At 64.2% G+C, this 25,457-nt stretch carries 23 protein-coding genes; 13 read left to right on the forward strand and 10 right to left on the reverse strand.

Annotated features, from left to right (window positions below; all coding sequences use genetic code 11):
* Nucleotides 1–94: 94 nt before the first annotated feature.
* Entirely contained in the window at nucleotides 95–358 is a 264-nt protein-coding gene (locus G559_RS0113395; protein ID WP_028628705.1) for a hypothetical protein, read from the forward strand.
* On the opposite strand, the gene G559_RS0113400 is transcribed toward G559_RS0113395, so the two are convergent.
* Entirely contained in the window at nucleotides 355–1,344 is a 990-nt protein-coding gene (locus G559_RS0113400; protein ID WP_028628706.1) for an NAD-dependent epimerase/dehydratase family protein, read from the reverse strand. The two genes, G559_RS0113395 and G559_RS0113400, sit on opposite strands and share 4 nt — an antisense overlap.
* Nucleotides 1,345–1,538: 194 nt before the next feature.
* Here G559_RS0113400 and G559_RS0113405 point away from each other — a divergent pair, with 194 nt between their 5' ends.
* Nucleotides 1,539–2,579, forward strand: a complete 1,041-nt coding sequence (locus tag G559_RS0113405) for a saccharopine dehydrogenase family protein (RefSeq protein WP_036997390.1) — start codon at nucleotides 1,539–1,541, stop codon at nucleotides 2,577–2,579.
* A gap of 37 nt (nucleotides 2,580–2,616) precedes the next feature.
* Here the strand turns inward: G559_RS0113405 and G559_RS0113410 are convergent, their stop codons facing one another.
* Nucleotides 2,617–3,513, reverse strand: coding sequence for a LysR family transcriptional regulator ArgP (locus tag G559_RS0113410; protein ID WP_028628708.1), 897 nt, complete (start codon nucleotides 3,511–3,513; stop codon nucleotides 2,617–2,619).
* A gap of 100 nt (nucleotides 3,514–3,613) precedes the next feature.
* Here G559_RS0113410 and G559_RS0113415 point away from each other — a divergent pair, with 100 nt between their 5' ends.
* The 4 genes from G559_RS0113415 to G559_RS0113430 all read left to right on the forward strand — a co-directional run bounded on the left by G559_RS0113415 (nucleotide 3,614) and on the right by G559_RS0113430 (nucleotide 7,770).
* On the forward strand, nucleotides 3,614–4,021 hold the full coding sequence (locus G559_RS0113415) for an ACT domain-containing protein (protein ID WP_028628709.1): 408 nt from the start codon (nucleotides 3,614–3,616) through the stop codon (nucleotides 4,019–4,021).
* A gap of 5 nt (nucleotides 4,022–4,026) precedes the next feature.
* The gene (locus G559_RS0113420) at nucleotides 4,027–4,629 is read left to right on the forward strand and encodes a LysE/ArgO family amino acid transporter (protein ID WP_028628710.1); all 603 of its coding nucleotides are present in this window, start codon (nucleotides 4,027–4,029) and stop codon (nucleotides 4,627–4,629) included.
* 205 nt (nucleotides 4,630–4,834) lie between these two features.
* A complete protein-coding gene (sodB, locus tag G559_RS0113425) occupies nucleotides 4,835–5,416 on the forward strand; it encodes a superoxide dismutase [Fe] (protein WP_028628711.1) in 582 nt (193 codons plus the stop codon).
* A 287-nt stretch (nucleotides 5,417–5,703) separates the two neighbouring features.
* Nucleotides 5,704–7,770: a putative bifunctional diguanylate cyclase/phosphodiesterase gene (locus G559_RS0113430; RefSeq protein WP_028628712.1), complete on the forward strand. Its 2,067-nt coding sequence runs from the start codon at nucleotides 5,704–5,706 to the stop codon at nucleotides 7,768–7,770.
* A gap of 105 nt (nucleotides 7,771–7,875) precedes the next feature.
* On the opposite strand, the gene G559_RS0113435 is transcribed toward G559_RS0113430, so the two are convergent.
* Together G559_RS0113435 and G559_RS0113440 are read right to left on the reverse strand one after the other, a co-directional pair.
* On the reverse strand, nucleotides 7,876–8,781 hold the full coding sequence (locus G559_RS0113435; RefSeq protein WP_051246646.1) for a GIDE domain-containing protein: 906 nt from the start codon (nucleotides 8,779–8,781) through the stop codon (nucleotides 7,876–7,878).
* A gap of 1 nt (nucleotide 8,782) precedes the next feature.
* On the reverse strand, nucleotides 8,783–9,355 hold the full coding sequence (locus tag G559_RS0113440) for a LemA family protein (RefSeq protein WP_028628714.1): 573 nt from the start codon (nucleotides 9,353–9,355) through the stop codon (nucleotides 8,783–8,785).
* 201 nt (nucleotides 9,356–9,556) lie between these two features.
* Here G559_RS0113440 and G559_RS0113445 point away from each other — a divergent pair, with 201 nt between their 5' ends.
* The 7 genes from G559_RS0113445 (at nucleotide 9,557) to G559_RS0113475 (ending at nucleotide 21,174) form a co-directional block, all read left to right on the forward strand.
* On the forward strand, nucleotides 9,557–10,891 hold the full coding sequence (locus G559_RS0113445; protein ID WP_028628715.1) for an imelysin family protein: 1,335 nt from the start codon (nucleotides 9,557–9,559) through the stop codon (nucleotides 10,889–10,891).
* A gap of 294 nt (nucleotides 10,892–11,185) precedes the next feature.
* Entirely contained in the window at nucleotides 11,186–12,613 is a 1,428-nt protein-coding gene (locus tag G559_RS0113450; RefSeq protein ID WP_028628716.1) for a di-heme oxidoreductase family protein, read from the forward strand.
* A 10-nt stretch (nucleotides 12,614–12,623) separates the two neighbouring features.
* On the forward strand, nucleotides 12,624–13,688 hold the full coding sequence (locus tag G559_RS0113455; protein WP_028628717.1) for an imelysin family protein: 1,065 nt from the start codon (nucleotides 12,624–12,626) through the stop codon (nucleotides 13,686–13,688).
* 1 nt (nucleotide 13,689) lies between these two features.
* Nucleotides 13,690–14,784 carry a DUF1513 domain-containing protein gene (locus G559_RS0113460; RefSeq protein ID WP_028628718.1) on the forward strand — a complete coding sequence of 365 codons (1,095 nt, stop codon included), beginning with the start codon at nucleotides 13,690–13,692 and terminating at the stop codon, nucleotides 14,782–14,784.
* 282 nt (nucleotides 14,785–15,066) lie between these two features.
* Nucleotides 15,067–16,698, forward strand: coding sequence for a methyl-accepting chemotaxis protein (locus G559_RS0113465; protein ID WP_028628719.1), 1,632 nt, complete (start codon nucleotides 15,067–15,069; stop codon nucleotides 16,696–16,698).
* Between the two features lie 244 nt (nucleotides 16,699–16,942).
* Complete coding sequence (locus G559_RS0113470) at nucleotides 16,943–18,094, forward strand: efflux RND transporter periplasmic adaptor subunit (protein ID WP_028628720.1); 1,152 nt, start codon at nucleotides 16,943–16,945, stop codon at nucleotides 18,092–18,094.
* A gap of 26 nt (nucleotides 18,095–18,120) precedes the next feature.
* Complete coding sequence (locus G559_RS0113475; protein WP_028628721.1) at nucleotides 18,121–21,174, forward strand: multidrug efflux RND transporter permease subunit; 3,054 nt, start codon at nucleotides 18,121–18,123, stop codon at nucleotides 21,172–21,174.
* A gap of 57 nt (nucleotides 21,175–21,231) precedes the next feature.
* On the opposite strand, the gene G559_RS0113480 is transcribed toward G559_RS0113475, so the two are convergent.
* The 6 genes from G559_RS0113480 to G559_RS0113505 form a co-directional block, all read right to left on the reverse strand.
* A complete protein-coding gene (locus G559_RS0113480; RefSeq protein ID WP_028628722.1) occupies nucleotides 21,232–21,456 on the reverse strand; it encodes a hypothetical protein in 225 nt (74 codons plus the stop codon).
* Complete coding sequence (locus G559_RS0113485) at nucleotides 21,453–22,154, reverse strand: lipopolysaccharide kinase InaA family protein (RefSeq protein WP_028628723.1); 702 nt, start codon at nucleotides 22,152–22,154, stop codon at nucleotides 21,453–21,455. Before G559_RS0113485 ends, G559_RS0113480 begins: the two co-directional genes overlap by 4 nt.
* Entirely contained in the window at nucleotides 22,144–22,839 is a 696-nt protein-coding gene (locus G559_RS0113490; protein ID WP_028628724.1) for a class I SAM-dependent methyltransferase, read from the reverse strand. Before G559_RS0113490 ends, G559_RS0113485 begins: the two co-directional genes overlap by 11 nt.
* An 80-nt stretch (nucleotides 22,840–22,919) precedes the next feature.
* Entirely contained in the window at nucleotides 22,920–24,209 is a 1,290-nt protein-coding gene (locus tag G559_RS0113495; RefSeq protein ID WP_028628725.1) for a sensor histidine kinase, read from the reverse strand.
* A complete protein-coding gene (locus G559_RS0113500) occupies nucleotides 24,199–24,882 on the reverse strand; it encodes a response regulator transcription factor (protein WP_028628726.1) in 684 nt (227 codons plus the stop codon). The genes G559_RS0113495 and G559_RS0113500 overlap by 11 nt, the downstream gene beginning before the upstream one ends.
* 256 nt (nucleotides 24,883–25,138) lie before the next feature.
* Nucleotides 25,139–25,457 (reverse strand): transposase (locus G559_RS0113505; RefSeq protein WP_155945722.1); only part of this gene is annotated, 319 nt, incomplete at its 5' end.

Here is a 25,457-nt window from a genome sequence, read left to right on the forward strand (position 1 = left end):
CAGGAACGCACCAGACGGAGTCAACGGCTCCGGTAGGCTCCGCGCACTTCAGGATGAAGGGACGGAGCACGCTTCGACCAGGGGGGAAGAAGGAGTGGAACTGACCAAGGCTGTGCTGGATTGCATGCAGACCCTGCGGCGCCAGCTTCGTGAAGAACAGGCTGTGGATATTCGCCTCAGCCAGCCCGATGCCATCCTGTCCATGCTCAACGCCTGCGCCGACTCGCAGCGCGATACGACCCGCGAGCTGGGCGAGCACCTCAGCAGCCTGACCGGCGTGCGTCTGAAGCCGCCGGTCCTCAGCGAAGAGGAACTGATCCGCAAGTACACCCAGTACGCCGGGCCACTGCGCGGCTAAGGTTGTTGTGCGCCCCACCAGGCGCAGAACTCATCCAGTGCCGTCCATATGCTCACTTGCGGGTCGTACTCCAGGTACTGCCGTGCGCGGCTGATATCCAGGGAGAAATCCTTGGCCATCACCGCCACGGCCAAACGGTAGAGGGAAGGCTCCGGGCGCCCGGGCAGCACCTTGCAGACCGATTCGTTGAGCAAAGCGGCGCTGTAGGCCAGGCCATAGGGAACATGGCGAGTCACCTGGGGAACGCCCAACTTGCGGAACACATAGTTGATCACGTCCCAGATCGGCACCGGCTGGCCATTGCTGATGTTGTAGACCTGCCCCAGCGCTGGTCCGGCAGCCAAAAGGCCACTGAACAGGGCGTCGTTGAGGTTCTGCATGCTGGTGAAATCGACCTTGTTCAGGCCATTGCCGATGATCTTCAGACGCCCCTTGCGCTGCATCGCGATCAGGCGCGGGAAGATGCTGGTATCCCCGGCACCGGTGACGAAGCGTGGCCGGAAAGCGATGACCTCAAGGCCGAACTCTTCGGCGGCGAAGATCTTCTGTTCAGCGAGGTACTTGGTGGCGCCGTAGTGATCGGAGAAGCGCTTGGGCACCTGCTCTTCGCGGATGCCCACATGGGAGCGGCCATCGAAGTAGACCGAGGGCGAAGACAGGTGCACCAGGCGCCGCACCTGCTGCTTCAAGCAGGCTTCCACCACGTTCTCGGTGACCTGGACGTTGGCCTGGTGGAAGTGTTCGTACTTGCCCCAGACCCCTACGGCACCAGCGCAATGCACCACGGCTTCCACATCGTGGCAGAGCCGCAGCACCAGTTCAGGGTCGGACAGATCGCCCTGGACGAACTCGGCACCGCGCTTGACCAGATGTTCCACGCCTTCCGGACGGCGGCCGTTGACCCGCACGTCGAGCCCTTGCTCCAGGGCGAAACGCGCAAAACGCCCTCCAATGAACCCACTCGCCCCCGTTACCAGAATCTTCATCAATGGCCCCTTGGTACACCTTGTGATGCCCGCGACTCTAGCAGCCCTGATGCCGGCCAGGTGTGGCGTCGCGAGCCAATAGAACGACTCTGAACGCTAACCCCGGCCATCGTTCCCGCCCGCGTCGGTGCCGTGGGCTACCTTTGTCTGCGACACCACCGTCGAGGAACTGCGTAGTGAGCACGAACACCTGGATGATCTATGGCGCCTACGGCTATACCGGGCAACTGGTTGCCGAGGAAGCCCTGCGGCAGGGGATGATGCCGATCCTCGCCGGCCGCGACCCAGCCCGCTTGGAAGCCCTGGGCAGTCGCCTTGGCCTGCCGACCCGCGTCTTCGACCTCAGCGATCCCGAACACGCTGCAGAACGCCTGGAAGGCGTCTCCGTGGTCGCCCATTGCGCCGGCCCCTTCTCCGCCACCAGCACGCCTATGATCCAGGCCTGCCTCGCCAGCGGCACCCACTACCTGGACATCACCGGCGAAATCACCGTGTTCGCCTTCGCTCATGCGCAGGATGCGACTGCGCACAAGGCTGGCATCGTGATCTGCCCCGGCGTGGGGTTCGACGTCATCCCCACCGACTGTGTCGCCGCCTGCCTCAAGGCCGTGCTGCCGGATGCCACTCACCTGGCCCTGGGCTTCGACAGCGACAGTGGACTGTCGCCCGGCACCGCCAAGACCAGCATCGAGGGTCTGGCCCTGGGCGGCCAGGTGCGCGAGAACGGCCGCCTGCGCCCGGTGCCCCTGGGCCATCGCCGCCGCGAGATCGACTTCGGACGCGGAACGAAATCTGCCATGACCATCCCCTGGGGCGATGTGGCCACGGCCTTCTATTCCACCGGCATTCCCAATATCGAGGTTTATCTACCGGCGCCGGCTGCGCTGGCGCTGGGCATGCGCCTGAGCGATCCGCTGCGCAGTCTGCTGGCCGGCGATTGGATACAGCGCAGGTTGAAGGGACTGGTAACTCGCAACCTCAGGGGGCCGGACGAGGTCACCCGCGTACGCAGGCCCACCTGGGTCTGGGGCGAGGTCCGCAACGCCGCTGGAGAACGTCGTACCGCCCACCTGGAAACCGCCAACGGTTACCAGGTCACCGTACACGGCGTGCTGCACGCGGTGCGCCATATGCTGGATTACCAGGAGGAAGGCGGCTACTTCACGCCCTCACGGCTTTTCGGTGAGCGCTGTGTGGAACAGCTGCCGGGCTCGGGGCCGATTCGCATCAGCTGACGTTCAGTGACGGCGATGGGCATCGGGTGCGCTGGCCTCAGCGTGCCAAAGGCACCAGCCAGTGGCGGGCAGCTGCGGCCAGGTGGTCGGTGAGCAGACCGAGCAACTCACCGCCGTGACGCCAATGGTGCCAATAGAGCGGTACGTCGATGGGTCGGTCCGGGATCAGCTCCTGGAGTTCACCCTGCGCCAACTGCGCGCCAACCTGCTGCTCAGGCACCAGCCCCCAGCCGAGACCGCCTTCGGTCAGGCGTACGAAGCCTTCCGACGAGGGGCACAGGTGATGGACGAAGCCACCCTCGACGCCAAGCGTCGCCAGGTAGCGATGCTGCAGGAGGTCATCCGGGCCGAAAACGATGGCCGGTGAGCGGGCGAGTGCTTGTGGCGTCACCCCTTTGGGAAAATGCCGTTCGATAAAGGCCGGACTGGCCAGGGCGCGATAGCGCATGGCACCGAGAAGCAGACTGCGGGCGCCAGCCACCGGGCGTTCCGCCGCGCAAACACAGGCCGCCACTTCGCCGGCACGCATGCGCTTCAAGCCCACTTCCTGGTCCTCCACCACCAACTCCATCAGCACCCGCTGCTCGGCGCAGAAGTCCCCCACCGCGGCAGCCCACCAGGTGGCCAGGCTGTCCGCGTTGAGGGCAATGCGCAGCCGCTCCGGCATGCCGCCCTCTTCCAGGGCCGGCACCTGACGTTGCAAGTCACGCTCCAGCAGACGCACTTGCTGTACGTGGTTGAGCAGACGGGTACCCACCTCGGTCGGCGCCGGTGGCGTGGCGCGCACCAGCACCGGCTGGCCGACCCGTGCTTCCAGCAGCTTGATCCGCTGCGATATCGCCGACTGCGACAGGCCGAGCAACTGGGCCGCGCGCTCGAAACCGCCCTGCTCTACCACGGCCGCCAGGGCGGATAGCAACTTGTAGTCGAACAAATCATTTTTCCTAATGGGAGATCAGCAAGATTCGTTTTCCTTATACAGCGTCGCGCCCCAGACTCGCCACATCCCATCCCGTCGTATCGAAGGAAGCACCATGGCCGGCGAAACCGCACTCTCCACCCTGATCCGCAACATGTCGCCGCAACTCAACCCCGGCCAGTACGTGTTCTGCACCCTCGAAGATGCCGCCCGCCTGCAAGGCAGCCTGCCGCTGGGCAGCTTCCGCGAACGCGAAGGACTCACCGTGATCCTGGAACGCAGCGAAGCCGATCGCCTCGGCCTGGCCTACGACTACAGCGCGGCGTGGATCACCCTGGAGGTTCATTCCGCGCTCAGTGCGGTGGGCCTGACCGCGGCCTTCGCCGGTGCCCTGGCCCAGGCCGGCATCAGCTGCAACGTGGTCGCAGGCTATTTCCACGATCACCTGTTCGTCGCCAGCGCCGACGCCGAACGCGCCCTCTCAACCCTGCGGGCCCTGGCGGCCAACGCCCAAGTGGAGTGAGCAACATGTGGCAGAGCTATCTGAACGGAATACTCGTGGCTGCCGGCCTGATCATTGCCATTGGCGCGCAGAACGCCTTTGTCCTCGCCCAGAGCCTGCGCCGCGAACACCACCTGCCCGTGGCCGCCCTCTGCGTGCTATGCGATGCGCTGCTGGTCAGCGCCGGCGTCTTCGGCCTGGCCACCTTGCTGGCGCAGAACCCCATGCTGCTGGCCATCGCCCGCTGGGGTGGCGTGGCCTTCCTGCTCTGGTACGGCGTGCAAGCGCTGCGCCGCGCAGTGAAGCCCGGCATCCTCGACCAGTCCGCTGAAACCGGGCCGCGCTCGCGTCGTGCAGTGTTGCTGGCGGCCCTGGCGGTGACCCTGCTCAACCCACACGTCTACCTCGATACCGTGCTGCTGATCGGCTCCCTCGGCGCGCAGCAGACGGTCCCCGGCGCCTACGCCCTGGGCGCGGCAAGTGCGTCGCTGGTGTGGTTCTTCGCCCTCGCCCTTGGCGCCGCCTGGCTCGCCCCCTGGCTGGCGCGACCGACCACCTGGCGCCTGCTGGACCTGGCGGTGGCGCTGATGATGTTCGGCATGGCGGCACAACTGGTGAGCGGAATCTGAACAACACAGGGTCAGACGGGATGGGCCTGCCAGAGCCGCTGGCGAAGGTTTAACCACACACTTGCTGCGTGGTTAAGCCCTATGCCCGGTGCTATGATCCGGACTTCGCGGCAAAAAAGAGTACGAACTCACAGCCGCAATTTCGGCCGACCGTGAACGGCCCCGCGCCTGGCGCAAAAATCCCGACCTGATGAAGGAGATAGACATGGCTTTCGAATTGCCGCCGCTGCCTTACGAGAAGAATGCCCTCGAGCCGCACCTGTCCGCCGAGACCCTGGAATTCCACCACGGCAAGCACCACAACGCCTACGTGGTGAACCTGAACAACCTGGTTCCGGGCACCGAGTTCGAAGGCAAGAGCCTGGAAGAAATCATCAAGACCTCGTCCGGCGGCATCTTCAACAACGCAGCCCAGATCTGGAACCACACCTTCTACTGGAACTGCCTGACCCCGAACGGCGGTGGCCAGCCCACCGGCGCCCTGGCTGATGCCATCAACGCCGCTTTCGGTTCCTTCGACAAGTTCAAGGAAGAGTTCACCAAGACCGCCATCGGCACCTTCGGCTCCGGCTGGGCCTGGCTGGTGAAGAAGGCTGACGGTTCCCTGGCCCTGGCCAGCACCATCGGCGCCGGCGTTCCGCTGACCAGCGGCGACACCCCGCTGCTGACCTGCGACGTCTGGGAACACGCCTACTACATCGATTACCGCAACCTGCGTCCGAAGTACGTAGAGGCCTTCTGGAACCTGGTCAACTGGGACTTCGTAGCCAAGAACTACGCTGCCTGAGACCCGCACCAGCGGTAAGAGAAACCCGGCCATTCGCCGGGTTTCTTCATATTTGGGCGTCGTTCGTCGTCTTGTTGCGGTACAAGGGAAAAATTGTCAGACAACCCCTCAAGCTCGGACTGGTTCGCACCGACATAAAGATGAGGGGGAGAGCAATGCGCCGGTCGCTGGAGTGGATCGACGCAATGAATAGTGGCATTCACATACTGGCCCTTTGACGGCCAGAGCCTGTTTGCCAATACTCACACCCGTCTGACGCCTGGCGGCATCGAACAAGGAATCTCCATTTGAAGCTGGATCTCAAACACAGCTTGTCACTGAAGCTGTTGCGCGTGGTGCTGCTATCCGCACTGGTTGTGGGTGTGGTCTTGAGCTGCGCGCAGATCGTGTTCGATGTCTACAAGACGCGGCAGGCGGTCTCCAACGACGCCAACCGGATACTCGGCATGTTCCGCGATCCCTCGACCCAGGCCGTCTACAGCCTGGATCGCGAGATGGGCATGCAGGTGATCGAAGGCCTGTTCCAGCACGAATCAGTGCGCCACGCCTCCATCGGCCACCCCAACGAGCCCATGTTGGCGGAGAAGGACCGGCCGCTGATGGAGCTGTCGACCCGCTGGCTGACTGACCCCATCCTCGGCAAGGAACAGACCTTCACCATCCAACTGGTCGGCCGCAGCCCCTACAGCGAGTACTACGGCGACCTCAGCATCACCCTCGACACCGCCCCCTACGGCGAAGACTTCGTCACCAGCTCGGTGATCATCTTCATTTCCGGCGTGCTGCGCGCCCTGGCCATGGGCCTGGTGCTCTACCTCGTGTACCACTGGCTGCTGACCAAGCCCCTGTCGAAGATCATCGAGCACCTCTCCAGTATCAACCCCGACCGCCCCAGCGAACACAAGCTGCCCATGCTCAAGGGCAACGAGAAGAATGAGCTTGGCCTGTGGATAACCACCGCCAACGACCTGCTGGCCTCCATCGAACGCAATACCCACCTGCGCCGCGAAGCCGAAAACAGCCTGCTGCGCATGGCTCAATACGACTTCCTGACCGGCCTGCCCAACCGCCAGCAATTGCAACAGCAGCTGGACCAGATCCTTGAGGACGCCGGCCGCCTGCAACGTCGCGTGGCCGTGCTTTGTGTCGGCCTGGATGACTTCAAGGGCGTGAATGAACAGTTCAGCTACCAGACCGGCGACCAACTGCTGATCGCCCTGGCCGACCGCCTGCGTGGGCATAGCGGCCGCCTCGGCGCGCTGGCCCGCTTGGGGGGCGACCAGTTCGCCCTGGTCCAGGCCGACATCGAGCAGCCCTACGAAGCCGCCGAACTGGCCCAGAGCGTGCTCGACGATCTCGAAGTGGCCTTCTCCCTGGAGCAACAGGAAGTGCGCCTGCGTGCCACCATCGGCATCACCCTCTTCCCCGAAGATGGCGACAGCACCGAGAAGCTGCTGCAGAAAGCCGAGCAGACCATGACCCTGGCCAAGAGCCGCTCGCGCAACCGTTACCAGTTCTACATCGCCAGCGTCGACAGCGAGATGCGCCGCCGCCGCGAGTTGGAAAAGGACCTGCGTGAAGCCCTCGCCCGTGGCGAAATGCACCTGGTCTACCAACCCCAGGTGGACTACCGCGACCATCGCGTGGTGGGCGTCGAGGCCCTGCTTCGCTGGCAGCACCCGCAGCACGGTTTCGTGCCACCAGACCTGTTCATTCCATTGGCCGAGCAGAACGGTTCCATCATCCCCATCGGCGAATGGGTGCTGGACCAGGCCTGCCGCCAACTGCGCGAATGGCATGACCAGGGCTTCAGCGAACTGCGCATGGCGATCAACCTCTCCACCGTGCAGTTGCACCACGCGGAGCTCCCGCGTGTGGTGAACAACCTGCTGCAGGTCTACCGCCTGCCGCAACGCAGCCTGGAAATGGAAGTCACCGAAACCGGCCTGATGGAGGACATCTCCACCGCCGCCCAGCACCTGCTGAGCCTGCGTCGCTCCGGCGCGCTGATCGCGATCGACGACTTCGGGACCGGCTACTCCTCGCTGAGCTATCTGAAGAGCCTGCCGCTGGACAAGATCAAGATCGACAAGAGCTTCGTGCAGGACGTGCTGGAGGACGAAGACGACGCCACCATCGTCCGCGCCATCATCCAGTTGGCCCGCAGCCTGGGCATGCAGGTGATCGCCGAAGGCGTGGAAACAGCCGAGCAGGAGGCCTATATCATTGCCCAGGGCTGCAACGAGGGTCAGGGTTACCTGTACAGCAAACCCCTGCCCGCCCGCGAACTTACCCTCTACCTCAAGCAGGCCCGACGGCTGACCAACGCGGCGTCCAATCCCGCTACGCTCTGATGCCGGTCCAGTAGGATGCGGTAGAGCGCAGCGAAACCCATCGCTCCGTGCCGCTCCTCATATCACCTGGTCAACCTGAGCCTGATCGGTGGGCTGAAGCCCACCCTACAAAAGCCCCGTCACCCTGAGCAGATACACGGTCGCCACCGCACCGCCGACGCAGAGCACTGCGCCAAGCAGTGCCTGCCAACGGAACTGCCGCGCGAGCACATCCTCGCCGTGACTGGACAGCAGGAAGGGCTGTGACTCCGGCGGACGGCGCATCTGGTTCACGGCAGGCGCCGCGCTGGTGTGGCGATGGCGGTCTTCGGCTTCGAGGCTGGCGGCCAGGCGCACACGCGACCACTCCGCTTCGTCCAACTGGCCATCGCCATTGCTGTCAAAACGTTGCAGCAAGCCGGCGAAATCGCCCTTCCACTCGCGAATCACCGCCCCCTGGGCCGAGTTCAGGTCCAGCCCCTGGCGCCCACCACCGCTGGTACGAAAATCGCCAATGGCATACAGCGGCTCGTCGGCATGCAGGCGTTCCTCGGTGTAACGGTACTCGCCGCCGGACAGCCAGCCAGTCAGGCCGCCAGAAACCAGGGCACCACGAGGATGACGCTGATGGCCTTTCCAGACCTCGCGGGTCGACGGGCGAACTTCGGCACCGCGCGGATCGATCAGGCATTCGCCCGTGGAGTCGACCAGGCGCAGCCAGGCATCGCTGACGCCACTGTCCACCACCCGCCAGCTCTTGTTCTTGCCGCTCTCGCTGTATTCCTCGATGCGATAGCGCCACCAGAGGCACGGCTTGCCCGTCAGCGGCGCGGCCAACTGGCCCTCGCCGCAGGAATGGAGCAGGCCATACAACTCCACATAGCCTTGGGCGGCAGAGCGGATCTTCGAAGTCGGGGTATCCAGCAGCAGCCGCGCCTGGGCCAGGCGGCGCAGGCACCACCAGCCGCCACCGGCAAAGGCACCGAGGCTGAACCCCAGGCTGATGGTCAGCCCGGCGATATCCACAGCCATATCAGCCGAACAGGCTCTTGAGGTCGACGTCGGCCTTCTCGGCTTCGCTGAACTCCAGCAGCTCGGCAGCCTTGAAGCCAAACAGGCCGGCAATGATCACGTCCGGGAACTGCTCGATGCGCACGTTGTTCAGGTTCACCGCCTCGTTGTACAGCTCGCGGCGGTCGGCGATGCCATTCTCCAGGCCGCTGATGCGCTGCTGGAGGAACTGAAAACTTTCGTTGGCCTTGAGCTGCGGGTAGTTCTCCGCCAGGGCAAAAAGCTGTCCAAGGCCGGCACGCAGGCCGCTCTCGGCCTGGCCGAGGGCACCGATATCGCCTTTCTCGCGGGCACTGGCTACCGCATTACGAGCGGAGATCACCCGCTCGAGGGTGGTGCGCTCGTGCTGCATGTACTGCTTGCAGGTTTCCACCAGCTTGGGCAACTCGTCATGGCGCTGCTTGAGCAGTACCTCGATATTCGACCAGGCCTTGCCCACCCCATGTTTGAGGCGCACCAGCGCGTTGTAGAGGATCACCGCATAAGCGACGACAAGTAACAGGACCACGATCAGGGCAACGCTGGTCAGACTCATGCAGGCTTCTCCTTCAGCTGCGGGTCATCAGGGTTATGGCGATTCTAAGGGTGTTTGGCCCACGACGCGGAGACCTTGGACACAGCTGTTGCAAAACGCCCGATAACAGCCTTTCCAAAAATGAAAATCTTTCGCATTATGTGTCGGTTTTCATTTGCGCAACTACACATTGCCATCACCCAGAAGCAAAGGACCTCGCACATGATTCGTATGCCCCTGGCCACCGCCAGCCTGCTCGCCGTCGCCATCTCCCTCGCCGGTTGCGGTGACGACAAGAAAGAAGCGGCAGCACCGCAAGCCGCTGCTCCGGCCGCCACCACCGCGGCCCCGGCTGCCACCGCCAAGGTCGACGAGGCCGAGGCCAAGAAGGTCGTTGCCCACTATGCCGACCTCGCCCTGGCCGTGTTCACCGACGCCCACGCTACCGGCGTGAACCTGCAGAAAGCCGTTGACGCCTTCCTCGCCAAGCCCGACGCCGACACCCTGAAAGCCGCCCGCGAAGCCTGGCTGGCCGCCCGGGTTCCCTACATGCAGACCGAAGTGTTCCGCTTCGGCAACGCAGTGGTGGACGACTGGGAAGGTCAGCTGAATGCCTGGCCGCTGGACGAAGGCCTGATCGACTACGTTGCCGGCGATTACCAGCACGCCCTGGGCAACCCCGGCGCCACCGCCAACATCGTCGCCAACACGACCATCCAGGTCGGCGAAGACAAGATCGACGTCACTGAAATCACCGGCGAGAAGCTGGCCAGCCTGAACGAACTGGGCGGCTCCGAAGCCAACGTCGCTACCGGCTACCACGCCATCGAATTCCTCCTCTGGGGCCAGGACCTGAACGGCAGCGGCCCGGGCGCCGGCAACCGTCCCGCCACCGACTACGTGGTCAGCGAAGGTTCCACTGGCGGCCACAGCGAGCGCCGTCGCGCTTACCTGAAAGCCGCCACCGACCTGCTGGTCAGCGACCTGGAATACATGGTCGGCCAGTGGAAAGCCGGCGTTGCCGACAACTACCGCGCCAAGCTGGAAGCCGAACCGGCTGACTCCGGCCTGCGCAAGATGCTCTTCGGCATGGGCAGCCTGTCCCTCGGCGAGCTGGCGGGCGAGCGCATGAAGGTCGCCCTGGAAGCCAACTCCACCGAAGACGAGCACGACTGCTTCAGCGACAACACCCACAACTCGCACTTCTACAACGGCAAGGGCATCCGCAACGTCTACCTGGGCGAGTACAAGAAGGTCGACGGCACCACCCTGACCGGTCCGAGCCTGTCGTCCCTGGTCGCCAAGATCGACGCCCAGACCGACACCACCCTGAAAGCAGACCTGGAAGCCACCGAAGGCAAGCTGCAAGCCCTGGTGGACAGCGCCAACAAGGGCGTGCACTTCGACCAGCTGATCGCCGCCGACAACACCGCCGGCCAGCAACTGGTGCGCGATGCCATCGCTTCCCTGGTCAAGCAGACCGGCGCCATCGAAGAAGCCGCCTCCAAGCTCGGCATCACTGACCTGAAGCCGGACAACGCCGATCACCAGTTCTGATCGACCCAGCGGTAAGCAGAAGCGGATGCGGCCCAGTGCCGCATCCGCTTTTTTTGTGCCTGCAGTTGAAGACCCTTTCCTTGTAGGGGCGAACTCATTCGCCAAGGGCGGCGCAGCCGCCCCCGTACGGCCCTTCGCGGCAGGACTTTGTCCTGCTTGGCGATTGAAATCGCCCCTACAGAATGAGCATCACAAGCCGTTCCAGAATGTAAGGCAAACGCAAATCCCTCTTATTCAGAGGGCCCAGTCCTGATAAGCTTGCCGGCCTGTTTCTCGCCGACCGGAACCCCGCCAATGCTTGCTCCACCGGCCTTTCGCCGCCTGTTGCCCCTGCTGCTGGCATTCAGCCTCAGTGCCTGTGACGACGCGCCGCGATTCACCCAGGCCGAGCCCGGCGAACACCTTTCCGGCGGCGCCGCGACGGTCCGTCAGTTCGACCACAACGCCTTTTCCATGCCGTCGGCGAACCTCACGCCGATGCGTCGTCTGGACTTCAGTGTCGGCAACAGTTTCTTCCGCAACCCCTGGGTGATTGCGCCCGCCACCACCACGGCGCGCGATGGCCTGGGGCCGCTGTTCAATACCAACGCCTGCCAGAACTGCCATGTGAAGGACGGCCGCGGTCACCCGCCGGCACCCGGCGCGAACAACGCAGTCTCGATGCTGGTACGGCTGTCGATCCCGTCTGATGCCTCGGCCGAACATGCGCGGCAGCTCGAACGACTGGGCGTGGTGCCGGAGCCGGTATACGGCGGCCAACTTCAGGACGTGTCGATTCCCGGCGTCGAGCCTGAGGGCAAGGTGCGAGTCAGCTACGAGCCGGTACCGGTGACCTTTGCCGACGGCACCCGCGTCGAGTTGCGCAAACCGCGTCTGGAAATATCCCGTCTAGGCTACGGCCCGATGCACCCGGACACGCTGTTCTCCGCTCGCATCGCCCCTCCGATGATCGGCCTGGGCCTGCTGGAGGCGATTCCCGAGTCCGCGATCCTGGCCAATGCCGACCCGGAAGATCGCGACGGCGACGGCATCCGTGGCCGCGCCAACCAGGTGTGGGACGACGTCGCCGGCAAATCGGTACTCGGCCGCTTCGGCTGGAAGGCCGGACAGCCCAATCTGAATCAACAGAATGCTCATGCCTTCTCTGGCGACATGGGCCTGACCACCACCTCCTTGCCCCAGGACGATTGCACCGCGACGCAGACCGCTTGCACGTCAGCGGTGAATGGCGGCGAGCCGGAAGTCAGCGACAACATCCTGTCCCTCGTACTCTTCTACACCCGCAACCTGGCCGTTCCGGCCCGGCGCCAGGTGGACGCAGCGCAGGTGCTGGACGGCAAGGGCCTGTTCCACCAGGCCGGCTGCCAGGCATGCCATACCCCCAGCTTCACCACGGCGACCGATGCTGTCGAACCCGAGTTGGCCAACCAGGTGATCCGCCCCTACAGCGACCTCCTGCTCCACGACATGGGCGAAGCCCTGGCCGATGGCCGCGCCGAGTTCCAAGCCGGCGGTCGCGATTGGCGCACCCCACCGCTCTGGGGCATCGGCCTGACCGAAACGGTGAGCGGACACACCCAGTTCCTGCACGACGGCCGCGCGCGCAACCTGCTGGAAGCCATCCTCTGGCACGGCGGTGAAGCCGAAGCGGCGAAGCAGAAGGTCCTGAAATACGACGCCGAGCAGCGCGCCGCGCTGCTGGCCTTCCTGAATTCCCTATAAGGAGCCCCGCATGTTCCGTCCCAAACTGCTGTTCACCAGCCTCGCGGCCCTGGCCCTGGGTGCCTGCGCCCCGCAGGACCCGCAGGCGCAGACCGCCGCGGCCCTGGCCAAGGACGTGATCCTGCCGACCTACAGCCGCTGGGTCGAAGCGGACCGCCAGCTCGCCGCCAGCGCCCTGGCCTTCTGCTCCGGCAAGGAAGACCTGGCCAAGGCCCGTGCCGATTTCCTCAACGCGCAGAAAGCCTGGGCCGAGTTACAGCCGCTGATGGTCGGCCCACTGGCCGAAGGCAACCGCGCCTGGCAGGTGCAGTTCTGGCCGGACAAGAAGAACCTGGTCGGTCGCCAGGTGGAGCAATTGGTCAAGGCCCAGCCGCAGGTCAATGCTGAAGCCCTGGCCAAGGCCAGCGTGGTGGTCCAGGGCCTGTCTGCCTATGAATACATCCTCTTCGACAGCAACCTGGACATGGCCGACAGCGCCCAGAAGGCACGCTACTGCCCGCTTCTGGAAGCCATCGGCGAGCGCCAGCAAAGCCTGGCCGAGGACATCCTGGCGCGCTGGAACAGCAAGGACGGCATGCTCGACCAACTGAGCAAATTCCCCAACCAGCGCTACGCCGACTCCCATGAAGCCATCTCCGAGCTGCTGCGGGTCCAGGTCACCGCCCTCGACACCCTGAAGAAGAAGCTCGGCACCCCGTTGGGCCGCCAGACCAAGGGCCTGCCCCAGCCGATGCAGGCCGAGGCATGGCGCAGCGAGAGCTCCCTCTCCAACGTCGCCGCCGCCCTGGCCAGCGCCGAAACGCTCTGGCTGGGCACCGACAAGCACGGCATTCGCAGCCTGCTGGGCGACGACCAGAAGGCCTTGGCCGAGAAGATCGACGCCGGTTATGTTGAAGCCCGTGGCAAGCTCGATGCGCTCAAGCATCCGCTGGGCGTGCTGCTCGCCAGCGAAGAAGGCATGAAGCAGGTCAACGACTTCTACGACAGCCTGGACCGCGTGCAACGCCTGCACTCCGGTGAACTGGCCAAGGCCCTGGGCGTGCAGCTCGGTTTCAACGCCAACGACGGAGACTGACATGCTCCGCCGCCAGGTCCTCACTCTCGCCAGCCTGCTGTTTGGTGCCGTCGGTCTGGGCGGCTGGACCCTGAGCCGCAAGGGGCAATCGCCCCTGCTGCTCTCCGCCCGCGACGACGCCGATGGTCATCACTACGCCGTGGGCTACCGCCTCGACGGCTCCCAGGTGTTCGCCACCCGCGTCGCCCAGCGCTGCCACGACATCGTCGAGCACCCCAGCGAGCCCGTGGCGCTCTTCGTCGCCCGCCGTCCGGGCACCGAGAGCTACCTGGTGGACCTGCGCGACGGCCGCCTGCTGCAGACGCTGATCGCGCGCGAGGACCGCCACTTCTACGGCCACGGTGTCTGGCACCGTGACGGCGAATGGCTCTACACCACCGAGAACGACACCACCGACCCCGGTCGCGGCATGCTTGGCCGCTACCGCTATCAGGGCGGCAGGCTGATCCATGAAGGCGAGCTGTCCACCCACGGCCTGGGCCCGCACCAGGTTTCCTGGATGCCCGATGGCGAAACCCTGGTGGTCGCCAATGGCGGCATCCGCACCGAGGCCGAAAGCCGGGTAGAGATGAACCTCGACGCCATGGAACCGAGCCTGGTGCTGATGCGCCGCGACGGCAGCCTGCTGTCGAAGGAAACCCTGCCGCAGCAGATGAACAGCATCCGTCACCTGGCCATCGGCGCCGACGGCACCATCGTCGCCGGCCAGCAGTACATGGGCGATGCCACCGACCGCGCCGACCTTCTCGCCATCAAACGCCCCGGCCAGCCCTTCCAGCCCTTCCCGCTGGAGGACGAACAGCGCCTGGCAATGGTCCAGTACACCGCCAGCGTCGCCATCCATGACGAGCTGCGCCTGGTGGCCCTGACCGCACCGCGTGGCAACCGCTTCTTCATCTGGGACCTGGACAGCGGCGCCGTTCGCCTGGACGCACCGCTGCCGGACTGCGCCGGTGTCGGCGCGGTGAAGGACGGCTTCGTCGTCACCTCCGGCCAGGGACGCTGCCGCCTGTACGACTGCCGGGGCGATCAGTTCATCGCCACGCCGCTGCAACTGCCAGCGAGCTTTTGGGACAACCATCTGCACCTGGCCTGATGGCCCGGTGCAGGATCTCTGCGCCGGGCTTACCGAGGATCGCCCCTACGGAGTCCCCCGCCTTCATGCGGCCCGCGTGAAACCCCCGCCACTCCTGGTTTCCTGGCACTTTCGTACCCCACAAATTCCCGACTCGGGGCCTTCAGCGGCGCCCCCCGGTGCCGACCTATAGAGTGCTCGCCAGACACAGGCTCGTCCGCGCCAACGCTGCGCTCGACGTCCTGCAACATTCGTCTGGTAGAGAGCCGACATCCCCCTTCCTTCTCCGAGAGGCGCAACACCATGTCTCTGCAACGCTCCTTGCGTGGCCAGATCCTCACCCTGCTCGGCGGCAGCCTGCTGCTGCTCCTGCTGATCGCCCTGTCGTGTATCCACTTCCTCTCCGGCGGCATCCAGTCCTATCGCGGACTGGTGGACGGCACGCTGGAGGCTTCAAGCCTGGTGGATGAGGCCAACCTCGAGTTCAAGGTGCAGGTCCAGGAGTGGAAGAACGTGCTCCTGCGCGGCAAGGAGCAGGAGAGCCTGAACAAGTACTGGAGCCAGTTCGAAGGTCAGGAAGCCAAGGTCCAGACCCTGCTGGGCAAGCTGCTGGACAAGGCCCAAGGCCTCGAAGACAGCGCCTTGAAGGCCAAGGTGGAGAGCCTGCGCAATGAGCACCGCAACCTCGGTATCGCCTACCGCAAGGGCCGGGATGCCTTCATCGCCGCTGGCGCCGACCCGATAGCCGGGGACAACGCGGTCAAGGGGATCGACCGCGCCGCCAGCGAACAGATGAGCGCACTGGTGGCCGAATTGCATGCCCGCGGCACCCAGCAATCCGAAGCCATCAGCGCCAGCGCCGACAGCACCGTGAACCTGGGCATCGTGGTGATGCTGCTGTCGAGCCTGGGCATCGGACTGTTCAGCCTCTGGCTGATCAACCGCAACCTGATCGCCCCCATCAGCTCGCTGATCGAACACATCGCCCAACTCAGCCAGGGCAACTTCGGCCAGCGCGTGGATGCCAGCCGCCAGGATGAACTCGGGCGCCTGGCTGTCGCCGCCAACACCCTGCGCGACTTCCTCGCCGACACGTTCAATCGCCTCAAGCAGAGCACTACGCAACTGGACAACGCCAGCGGCGAGCTCAATGCCATCGCCAGCCTGATGGCCGAGGGCACCCGTGAGCAGTTCTCGCGCACCGACCAGGTCGCCACGGCCATGCACGAGATGTCCGCCACCGCCCAGGAAGTGGCACGCCATGCCGCCGAAGCGGCCGGCGCCGCGGACCAGGCCGACCATTCGGCGCAGCAGGGGGGCTCGGTAATGCAGGCGACCATCCACAGCATCACCGGCATGCGCAGCGAAATCGCCAACACCGCCGACGTGATCCGCCGCCTGGAAAGCGACAGTGGCCGCATCGGCAAGGTGCTGGAAGTGATTCGCGGCATCGCCGAACAAACCAACCTGCTAGCCCTCAACGCCGCCATCGAGGCCGCCCGCGCCGGCGACCAGGGCCGGGGATTCGCGGTGGTTGCGGATGAAGTACGCACCCTGGCCCAGCGCACCGCCGAATCCACTGCGGAGATCCACCAGATCATCGATACGGTGCAGACCGGCGCCCTCAACGCCGTGCGCGCCATCGAGAACGGCCAGAACCGCAGCGAGGAGAGCGTCGCCCAGGTCACCGAAGCCGGCGCGATGCTGCAACGCATCACTGACGCAGTGGAGGCCATCCGTGACATGAACCGGCAGATCGCCACCGCCGCCGAGGAGCAGACCTCGGTGGCCGAGGACATCTCGCGCAACCTCACCGAGATCACCGCCATCGCCACCACAAACCAGGAAAACGTGCAGCGCACCCAAGGCGCCAGCCAGCACCTGCACGGTCTTTCCGGCGACCTCAACCAGCTCACCGCGCGCCTGCGCGCCTGACCGACAGACGGCACAGGGAGGTGCCGCCCCGGACTTGGCCCACCGATCAGAAACAACCAGGTTTCCGCAAGAGGAAATGTCGTAAAACTTCGCGATCTCCGTCGATCATCTCCGCCCGAAATCGACTATTCCCCCGAAAGCAATCTTCTGCAATTTCTTGTCTTTGACTTGGTCTAAGTCTGGTACTAAGGTGCTTGCCTCGCCTATTCCCAGGCCACTTTTTTCCCTGCCAAGGAACCGGAATATGTTGCTCCGCCGCATGCTCATCATGCTGGGCGTAGTTGCCCTCGTGGTCCTCGCCCTCGCCGCCTACAAAGGCTTCTCGATCTACCAGCAGGTCCAGCAGTTCTCTGCGCCTCAGCCCCCCATCAGCGTCTCGGCCGAGAACGCCGTCGAACAGCCCTGGCAAAGCCGCCTGCCCGCCATCGGCTCATTGAAGGCCTTCCAGGGCGTCGATCTGACTGTTGAAGCCAGCGGCACCGTCCAGGACGTGCTCTTCCTCTCAGGCGAGAAGGTCAAGCTGGGCCAACCGCTGATCCAGATGGACAGCGACGTGGAGCGCGCCAGCCTGGCCACCGCCGAGGCCGAGCTGTCCCTGGCACGCGTCGAGTTCGCACGCGGCCGCAGCCTGGTCAGCCGGCAGAACATCTCCAAGAGCGAGTTCGACCGCCTTTCCTCGGAACTCCAGGCGGCCACCGGCAAGGTCGCCCAGCTCAAGGCCCTGCTGGACAAGAAACGCATCATCGCGCCCTTCTCCGGCACCATCGGCATCCGCCAGGTGGACGTGGGCGACTTCCTCTCCTCCGGCACCACCATCGCGACCCTGCAGGACCTCAACACCCTCTTCGTCGACTTCTTCCTGCCGGAACAGTCCGCACCGCTGCTGAAGGTCGGCCAGAAGGTGCGCATCAGCGTCGCCGCCTTCCCGGGCGAATCCTTCGAAGGCGACATCGCCGCTCTGAATCCCAAGGTGGAGGAAACCACCCGTAACCTGCAGGTTCGCGCCATGTTGCAGAACCCCGACGGCAAGCTGCTGCCGGGCATGTTCGCCAACCTGGAAGTACTGCTGCCAGGCGACCAGGAGCGCGTGGTGGTGTCGGAAAGCGCCATCACCTACACCCTCTACGGCAACTCGGTGTACGTGATCGGCGAGAAGAAGACCGCCGAAGGCCAGCCCGAAAAAGGCCAGGACGGCCAGCCTCAATTGGTGGTGGAGCGTCGCTTCGTCGAGACCGGCGAGCGTCGTGATGGCAAGGTCGTGGTGCTCAAGGGCCTCGAGGCCGGCGAACAGGTGGTGACCTCCGGCCAGCTCAAGCTGGACAACGGTTCACACGTCGCCATCGTCCCTGACCAGACCCTGGCCACCAAACCGGAAAATCAAGCCCGCGCCCAGTGACCCTCACGCGCGCGAAGGAACGGAACATGGCTTTCACAGATCCTTTCATCCGTCGCCCGGTACTGGCGACCGTGGTCAGCCTGCTGATCGTGCTGCTGGGCTTCCAGGCCTTCAGCAAGCTGGTGATCCGCCAGTACCCACAGATGGAGAACGCCCTGATCACGGTGACCACCGCCTACCCGGGCGCCAACGCCGAGACCATCCAGGGCTACATCACCCAGCCGCTGCAGCAGAGCCTGGCCAGTGCCGAAGGCATCGACTACATGACGTCGTCGAGCCAGCAGAACATGTCGGTCATCCAGATCTACGCCCGCATCGGCGCCAACTCCGACCGTCTCTTCACCGAACTGCTGGCCAAGGCCAATGAAGTGAAGAACCAGTTGCCCCAGGACGCCGAAGACCCGGTGCTGTCCAAGGAAGCGGCCGACTCGACGGCGCTGATGTACATCAGCTTCTATAGCGATCAGCTGTCCAACCCGCAGATCACCGACTACCTGTCGCGGGTGATCCAGCCCAAGCTGGCCACCCTGCCCGGCATGGCCGAGGCGGAAATCCTCGGCAACCAGGTCTTCGCCATGCGCCTGTGGCTGGACCCGGTCCGCATGGCGGCCTACGGCATCACTGCCAACGACGTCAGCGACGCCGTGCGCAAGTACAACTTCCTCTCCGCCGCAGGCGAAGTGAAGGGCCAGTACGTGGTGACCAGCATCAACGCCACCACCGACCTCAAGTCACCGGAAGCCTTCGGCGCCATCCCGGTGAAAACGGTGGGTGACAGCCGCGTGCTGGTACGCGACATCGCACGGGTAGAGATGGGCGCGGAGAACTACGACTCCATCAGCTCGTTCGACGGTATTCCTTCGGTCTACATCGGCATCAAGGGCACTCCCAGCGCCAACCCGCTGGACGTGATCAAGCACGTGCGCACCATCATGCCGGAGCTTGAGTCCCAGCTGCCGCCGAACCTCAAGGTGTCCATCGCCTACGACGCCACCCGTTTCATCCAGGCCTCGATCGACGAAGTGGTGAAGACCCTGGGCGAAGCGGTACTGATCGTGATCGTGGTCGTCTTCCTGTTCCTCGGTGCGTTCCGCTCGGTGCTGATCCCGGTGATCACCATCCCGCTGTCGATGATCGGCGTGCTCTTCTTCATGCAGTTGATGGGCTACTCCATCAACCTGCTGACCCTGCTGGCCATGGTGCTCGCCATCGGCCTGGTGGTGGACGACGCCATCGTGGTGGTGGAGAACATCCACCGGCATATCGAGGAGGGCAAGACGCCGTTCGATGCCGCCATCGAGGGTGCCCGCGAGATCGCCGTGCCGGTGGTGTCCATGACCATCACCCTGGCGGCGGTGTATGCGCCCATCGGCTTCCTCGAAGGCCTGACCGGCGCGCTGTTCCGAGAGTTCGCCCTGACCCTGGCGGGTGCGGTGATCATCTCCGGCATCGTCGCCCTGACCCTGTCGCCGATGATGTGCTCCAAGCTGCTGCGCCACGATGAGAATCCGTCAGGCCTGGCGCACAAGCTGGACATGATCTTCGACCGCCTCAAGCGGCGTTATCAGAGCGCCCTGCACGGCACCCTGAACACCCGCCCGGTGGTGGTGGTGTTCGCGGTAATCGTGCTGTGCCTGATCCCGGTGCTGCTGAAGTTCACCAAGAGCGAGCTGGCTCCCGACGAAGACCAGGGCATCGTCTTCATCATGGCCAAGGCGCCGCAACCGACCAACCTGGACTACCTGAATGCCTACACCGGCAAGTTCGTCGAGATTTTCAAGGCGTTCCCCGAGTACTACTCGTCGTTCCAGATCAACGGCTTCGATGGTGTGCAGTCGGGCATAGGCGGGTTCCTGCTGAAACCCTGGGATGACCGCGAGCGCACCCAGATGGAGCTGCTCCACGAGGTGCAGGCCAAGCTCAACCAGATCCCCGGCCTGCAGATCTTCGGTTTCAACCTGCCATCGCTACCAGGCACCGGCGAAGGCCTGCCGTTCCAGTTCGTGATCAACACCCCCAACGACTACGAGTCGCTGCTGCAGGTGACCGAACGCATCAAGGCGCGCGCCATGGAGTCAGGCAAGTTCGCCTTCCTCAACGTCGACCTGGCGTTCGACAAACCGGAAGTGGTGGTGGACATCGACCGCGCGAAAGCAGCGCAGATGGGCGTGTCCATGGAAGACCTGGGCTCGACCCTGGCCATCCTGCTGGGGGAAGGCGAGATCAATCGCTTCACCATCGACGGCCGCAGCTACAAGGTGATCGCCCAGGTGGAACGTGCCTATCGGGACAACCCGGGCTGGCTGAGCAACTACTACGTGAAGAGCGAAAGCGGCACGATGGTGCCCCTGTCGACCTTGATCAGTGTGCATGACAGCGCCCGGCCGACCCGTCTGAAGCAGTTCCAGCAGCTCAACTCGGCAGTCATCGAAGGATTCCCGCTGGTGAGCATGGGTGAAGCCATCGACACCGTGACGCAGATCGCCCGCGAAGAAGCACCGCGTGGCTACGGCTTCGACTACGCCGGCGCCTCGCGCCAGTACGTGCAGGAAGGCAGCGCACTCTACGTCACCTTCGCGCTGGCCCTGGCGATCATCTTCCTGGTGCTGGCCGCGCAGTTCGAAAGCTTCCGCGACCCGCTGGTCATCCTGGTGACGGTGCCGCTGTCCATCTGCGGTGCGCTGATCCCGCTGTTCCTCGGCGTGTCCAGCATGAACATCTACACCCAGGTGGGCCTGGTGACCCTGATCGGCCTGATCAGCAAGCACGGCATCCTGATCGTGGAGTTCGCCAATCAGTTGCGCCGCGAGAAAGGCCTGACGGCCCGTGAAGCGGTGGAAGAAGCCGCCGCCATCCGCCTGCGCCCGGTACTGATGACCACAGCCGCCATGGTGTTCGGCATGGTGCCGCTGATCCTCGCCACCGGCGCTGGTGCGGTCAGCCGCTTCGACATCGGCCTGGTCATCGCCACCGGCATGTCCATCGGTACGCTGTTCACGCTCTTCGTCCTGCCTTGCGTCTACACACTGCTGGCGAAGAAAGAGCTGCAGCCGGAAGGCCAGCCGTCGACCAGCCACTGAGCCATGAGGCGATGAACAAAAAACCCCGCTTTCGCGGGGTTTTTCATGAATCCTGCCTCACTCCTGACTACGCAGTCCCTGCGACAGGCCGACCATGAACAGCAGTAGATTCTCGTCGGGTTGCACCTGCGCTTTCAGGCGCGCGTTAGGCGGCAATGGGCAGTAACCCAGCCCGTTGACGCTAACCACTGAGGGTGTAGGTTCATGCCAGGCAGCCACCGCCAGGGAGGCCACCCCCAAGGCGCCGACGAGGAACAAAGCTCGCGTGACTTCTAACTTCATGTTCGCAACCCCTTGATAGCGCTGCCAAACGCTGCTTCATAACCGTAGATCAGTATCTGCCAATCCGCCTCATCCAGTGACGAATGGCGCTTAAACTGCCACAGGTCGCGCAGCGCTGCCCGTTTGCTCGACAGCCGGCGCCGGGCTTTTTCCAGGTCCAGCAGGGCCACTTCGGGCAGTCCACCCTCCCCCATCGGGCGCACGAAGACGTGCTTGGCATAGAGGCAACCGTGCTGCCACCGGCCTTGATGCAGGCGGCAGAGGGTAGCTGCCAATTGTTGCAGTACGAGGTGTCTTTCCCCCTCTCCTTTCGTTGCCGCGTACCAGCGCTCGAATTCGATGAAACCGTCCAGAGCCTCGGTCACCAGCAGCCCTTGCCAGCCACTGTCGGCCTGGTAACGAACCCCGCCATAGACCAACCGCGGAACTCGCACACCCAAGCGTTCGATGGCGAGCAGCGCGTCCCGCTCGCGCAGCACAGTCGGTCGGCCAAAGGGGTGGCGAAGACTGCGGTAGAGATGTCCGACCTGTCGCTTGAGGTACAGCTGCGTGCCATCGGCCAGATGCACTCTCTGCACACCGCTCTCACCACCACGGCGGAGGTTGGGAGCTTCCACCCAATCACCACGCATGACCCAGAAGCGTAGAAAGCGCTCGTCCTCGGTAGGATTCGCAATGCTGGCCCAGTCAGAGGGCATGGACCGTCGCCTTGCGCAGCACGTAGACCCGCCACATCGCATAGAACGGCAGGAAGTCCAGATGCTCCTGGATCTCGAATCCGGCTTCGCGGAACTCCGCCTCAGCCGTGGCCACAGGCAATACGAAGCGGTTCTGGTAACCCGTTTCCGCGCGCCGGGACTGGCGGCGGCTTTCCAGGCGGCGGCGCTTCCAGGCCTTGTAGTTGCCATCGACCCAGAGGGACAGGATCAGGCTGTCGCGGGTCACCCGGTGGCATTCGCGCAACAGCGCCAAGCGATCAGCTGAATCGCCGATGTGGTGCAGCAGACGCATGCAGAAGACGCTGTCGACGGCGTTCGCCGGCAGATCGATGGCAAAGGCCGAGGTCTGCATCATGCGCACCCGTTTGACCAGTTCCGGTGGCTGGAACTCGTTGGCCACCCGCAACATCTCTTCCGAATTGTCGGCGCCGATGATGACCCGGTTGGGCTTCTCCGCTAGCAACGACCAGAAGCGTCCGGCACCGCAGGGCAGGTCAAGCACCAGGCCTGGCTCGTCAGCCAAGGCCAAGGCACGCCGCGCCAGTTGCTGGTCGCGCCAGTTGGAGAGGCGACGCGAGAGGCCGGACTGATGCTTGCGGAAGTAGGCTTCGGCATGCTCGCGGTCGTACTTATCGGAGAACTCGAGATTGATCGGGCGGGTCATGGACCACCTCCGGCGGGAAGATGGTCCCTAACCTAATCACGCTGACGTCAAGGGCGGGTCAAACGCAGGTGAAAAAAACGTCAATTGGCGGGCAGATCGCTCGCCTTGAGATCCACCTGGAAACGGCAACCGGTGGGTTCCATTGCGCTCAACCTGACTGCCCAGCCCTGGTTCTCGCAAATCCGCTGGACCAGCGAAAGTCCGAGCCCTAGGCCGTCGCCACGCCGCGCCGGGCCGCGAATGAAGGGTCGGAACATGGCTTCACGGTCCTCCTCCGGGATGCCCACGCCGCTATCCTCCACTACGAAACCGCTCTCTTCGAGCACCAGTCGGATGCTTCCGCTGTCGGTGTAGTGCAAGGCGTTGCGCAGGAGGTTGCCCAGTACCGAGCGCAGGAAGGAGGCATTGTAGCGCTGCTCCTGGGGCGGACCGGGCCGGTACTCGAAGCTGAGGCCCTTGTTCTCGATGTGCTCGCGCCATTGACCCGCCAGGTCGTCGGCCACGCTGCGCAAGCTCGCCTGGGGGGCCAGGTTGGTTTCGTCGCGCTGTGAGCGGGCAAGCATCAGGAAGGTTTGCACCAGGTCGCGCATTTCTTCGGTGGCGCGAGCGATGCGTTGCACCTGGACACGACCACGTGGGTCGAGGTGGGAATTGTCCGCCAGCAGTTCACAGGAGGTGGCCAGCACCATGAGCGGCGTACGCAGTTCATGGCTGACGTCGCTGGTGAACAGTCGCTCGCGATTCAGTACTTCATGCAGGCGGCCCAGTGTGTCATCGAAGGCCTGCGCCAGTTGTCCAACCTCGTCGGCGGCGTAGTCCGGAGCCAGCGGCGGCGCCATTCCGAGCAACTGGTCACGATGGCGAACCTGGCCGGCCAGTCGAACCACCGGCTCGATCACCTTGCGCGCAAGTATCCAGCCCAGCACCAGGGCCAGCAGCACGCTGAGGACGAAACCGACCATCACCACCCGGTAGAGCACCTGTTCGCGAGCCTCGAAATCGCTCTGGTCCTGTAGCATCACGTAGCGATGGCCATCGATCTCGCGGACCAGCGCATGATAGGAACTTCGCCCCTCGAACACTTCGTGGAAGCCCGGCGTCAGGCTGGACAGATTCTCAGGCACCGCAGTCGGCGCGGGGCCCTCGCTGCTGTAGAAACGGGTATCACTGCCCAGGCTTGGTGGCCGTCCCGCAGCATGGCTTTCGGTGAGCACCCGGTTGAGCTCATTGTTCAGATCGCGGGAGATCAACTGCTCTTCAATCAGATGCACGACTTCGATGATGCCCACGGCGAAGGTGCCCCCCACCAGGCTGGTCATCAGTACGAAGGCGATGAGGATCCGCCGGGCCAGGCTGTGCTTAAACTCCATCAGCGGACTCCGCCAGGCGATAGCCGAGCCCGTGCAGGGTATGCAGCAACGGCTTGCCGAAAGGCTTGTCGATCACCTGGCGCAACTGATGGATATGACTGCGCAGGCTGTCGCTGTCGGGGCAGTCATCGCCCCAGAGGGCTTCTTCCAGGACTTCGCGGCGCACCAGATGCGGGCTTTTCTGCATCAACACGGCGAGTAGTTTGAGGCCGATGGGGTGGAGCTTCAGCGGCTTGCCCGCACGACTGACCTCCAGGGTGTCCAGGTCGTAGCTGAGATCGGCAACTTGCAGGGCACGCTTGCCACCCCCCTGGGAGCGACGCAGCACAGCCTCCATACGGGCAGCCAGTTCGGAAAGAGCGAAGGGTTTGAGCAGGTAGTCATCCGCGCCGGCCTTGAAACCCTGAAGGCGATCGTCCAGGGAATCCCGTGCGGTGAGCATGATCACAGGCGTGTCGCGCCGCGCTTCTTCACGCAGTCGGCGGCACAGGCTGTAGCCATCCAGCCCCGGCAACATGATGTCCAGCACGACCAGGTCATAGTGTTCGCTGCTGGCCAGGTGCAAGCCGGAAAGGCCGTCTCGCGCGCAGTCGACGCTGTACCCCTTGAGCTCGAGGAAATCGACCATGTTGGCCAGGATGTCGTTGTTGTCTTCGACCAGCAGGATGCGCATCGGCTCAACTCCATTCATCAATCCGCGGAAGGCCAGTTGCCGGCCCGAGCACCGTTGAGCAGAAGCCCTGCAGGATATTCAGGCGACGCGGTATCGGCGGATCATACCCATGGCCTGGTGGTCCGCCCAACTCCAGGCGCAAGAAAAAGCCCCGCACTACAGGCTGTGTGAAAACTCCCTGAGTGCAGGCCAAGCCAACGCCCTGACTGGTTCGGGGCGTTGGTGTTTCTGGGTAATCGAAAGCGAGGAGCGGGATTTATCCCATCAGCTCGATCAACCGACGGGCGCCCAGCACGTTGAGGGCCCGTTTCAGGTTGTAGGCGTTTACCGCCAGGGCCATTTCCGTGCGTGCGCCCTGCAACTGGCGGAGCAGGAAGCGGCCGTTGCCCAGAATCCACTGCTTCAGGTTGCCGAAGGGGTGTTCGACGATGGATCGGCGCCTGACCATCATCTCCGGATGCGCCTGCATCCGCTGCTGCATCCGCGCAAACGCCGCTTCATGGGCATGCCGGGTCACGTGTCGGCGCCGGGCATTGGTGCACTGCGGCTTCAACGGGCAGTCACTGCAGTCGCTG

Source organism: Metapseudomonas resinovorans DSM 21078 (assembly GCF_000423545.1).
GTDB classification, from domain to species: domain Bacteria; phylum Pseudomonadota; class Gammaproteobacteria; order Pseudomonadales; family Pseudomonadaceae; genus Metapseudomonas; species Metapseudomonas resinovorans.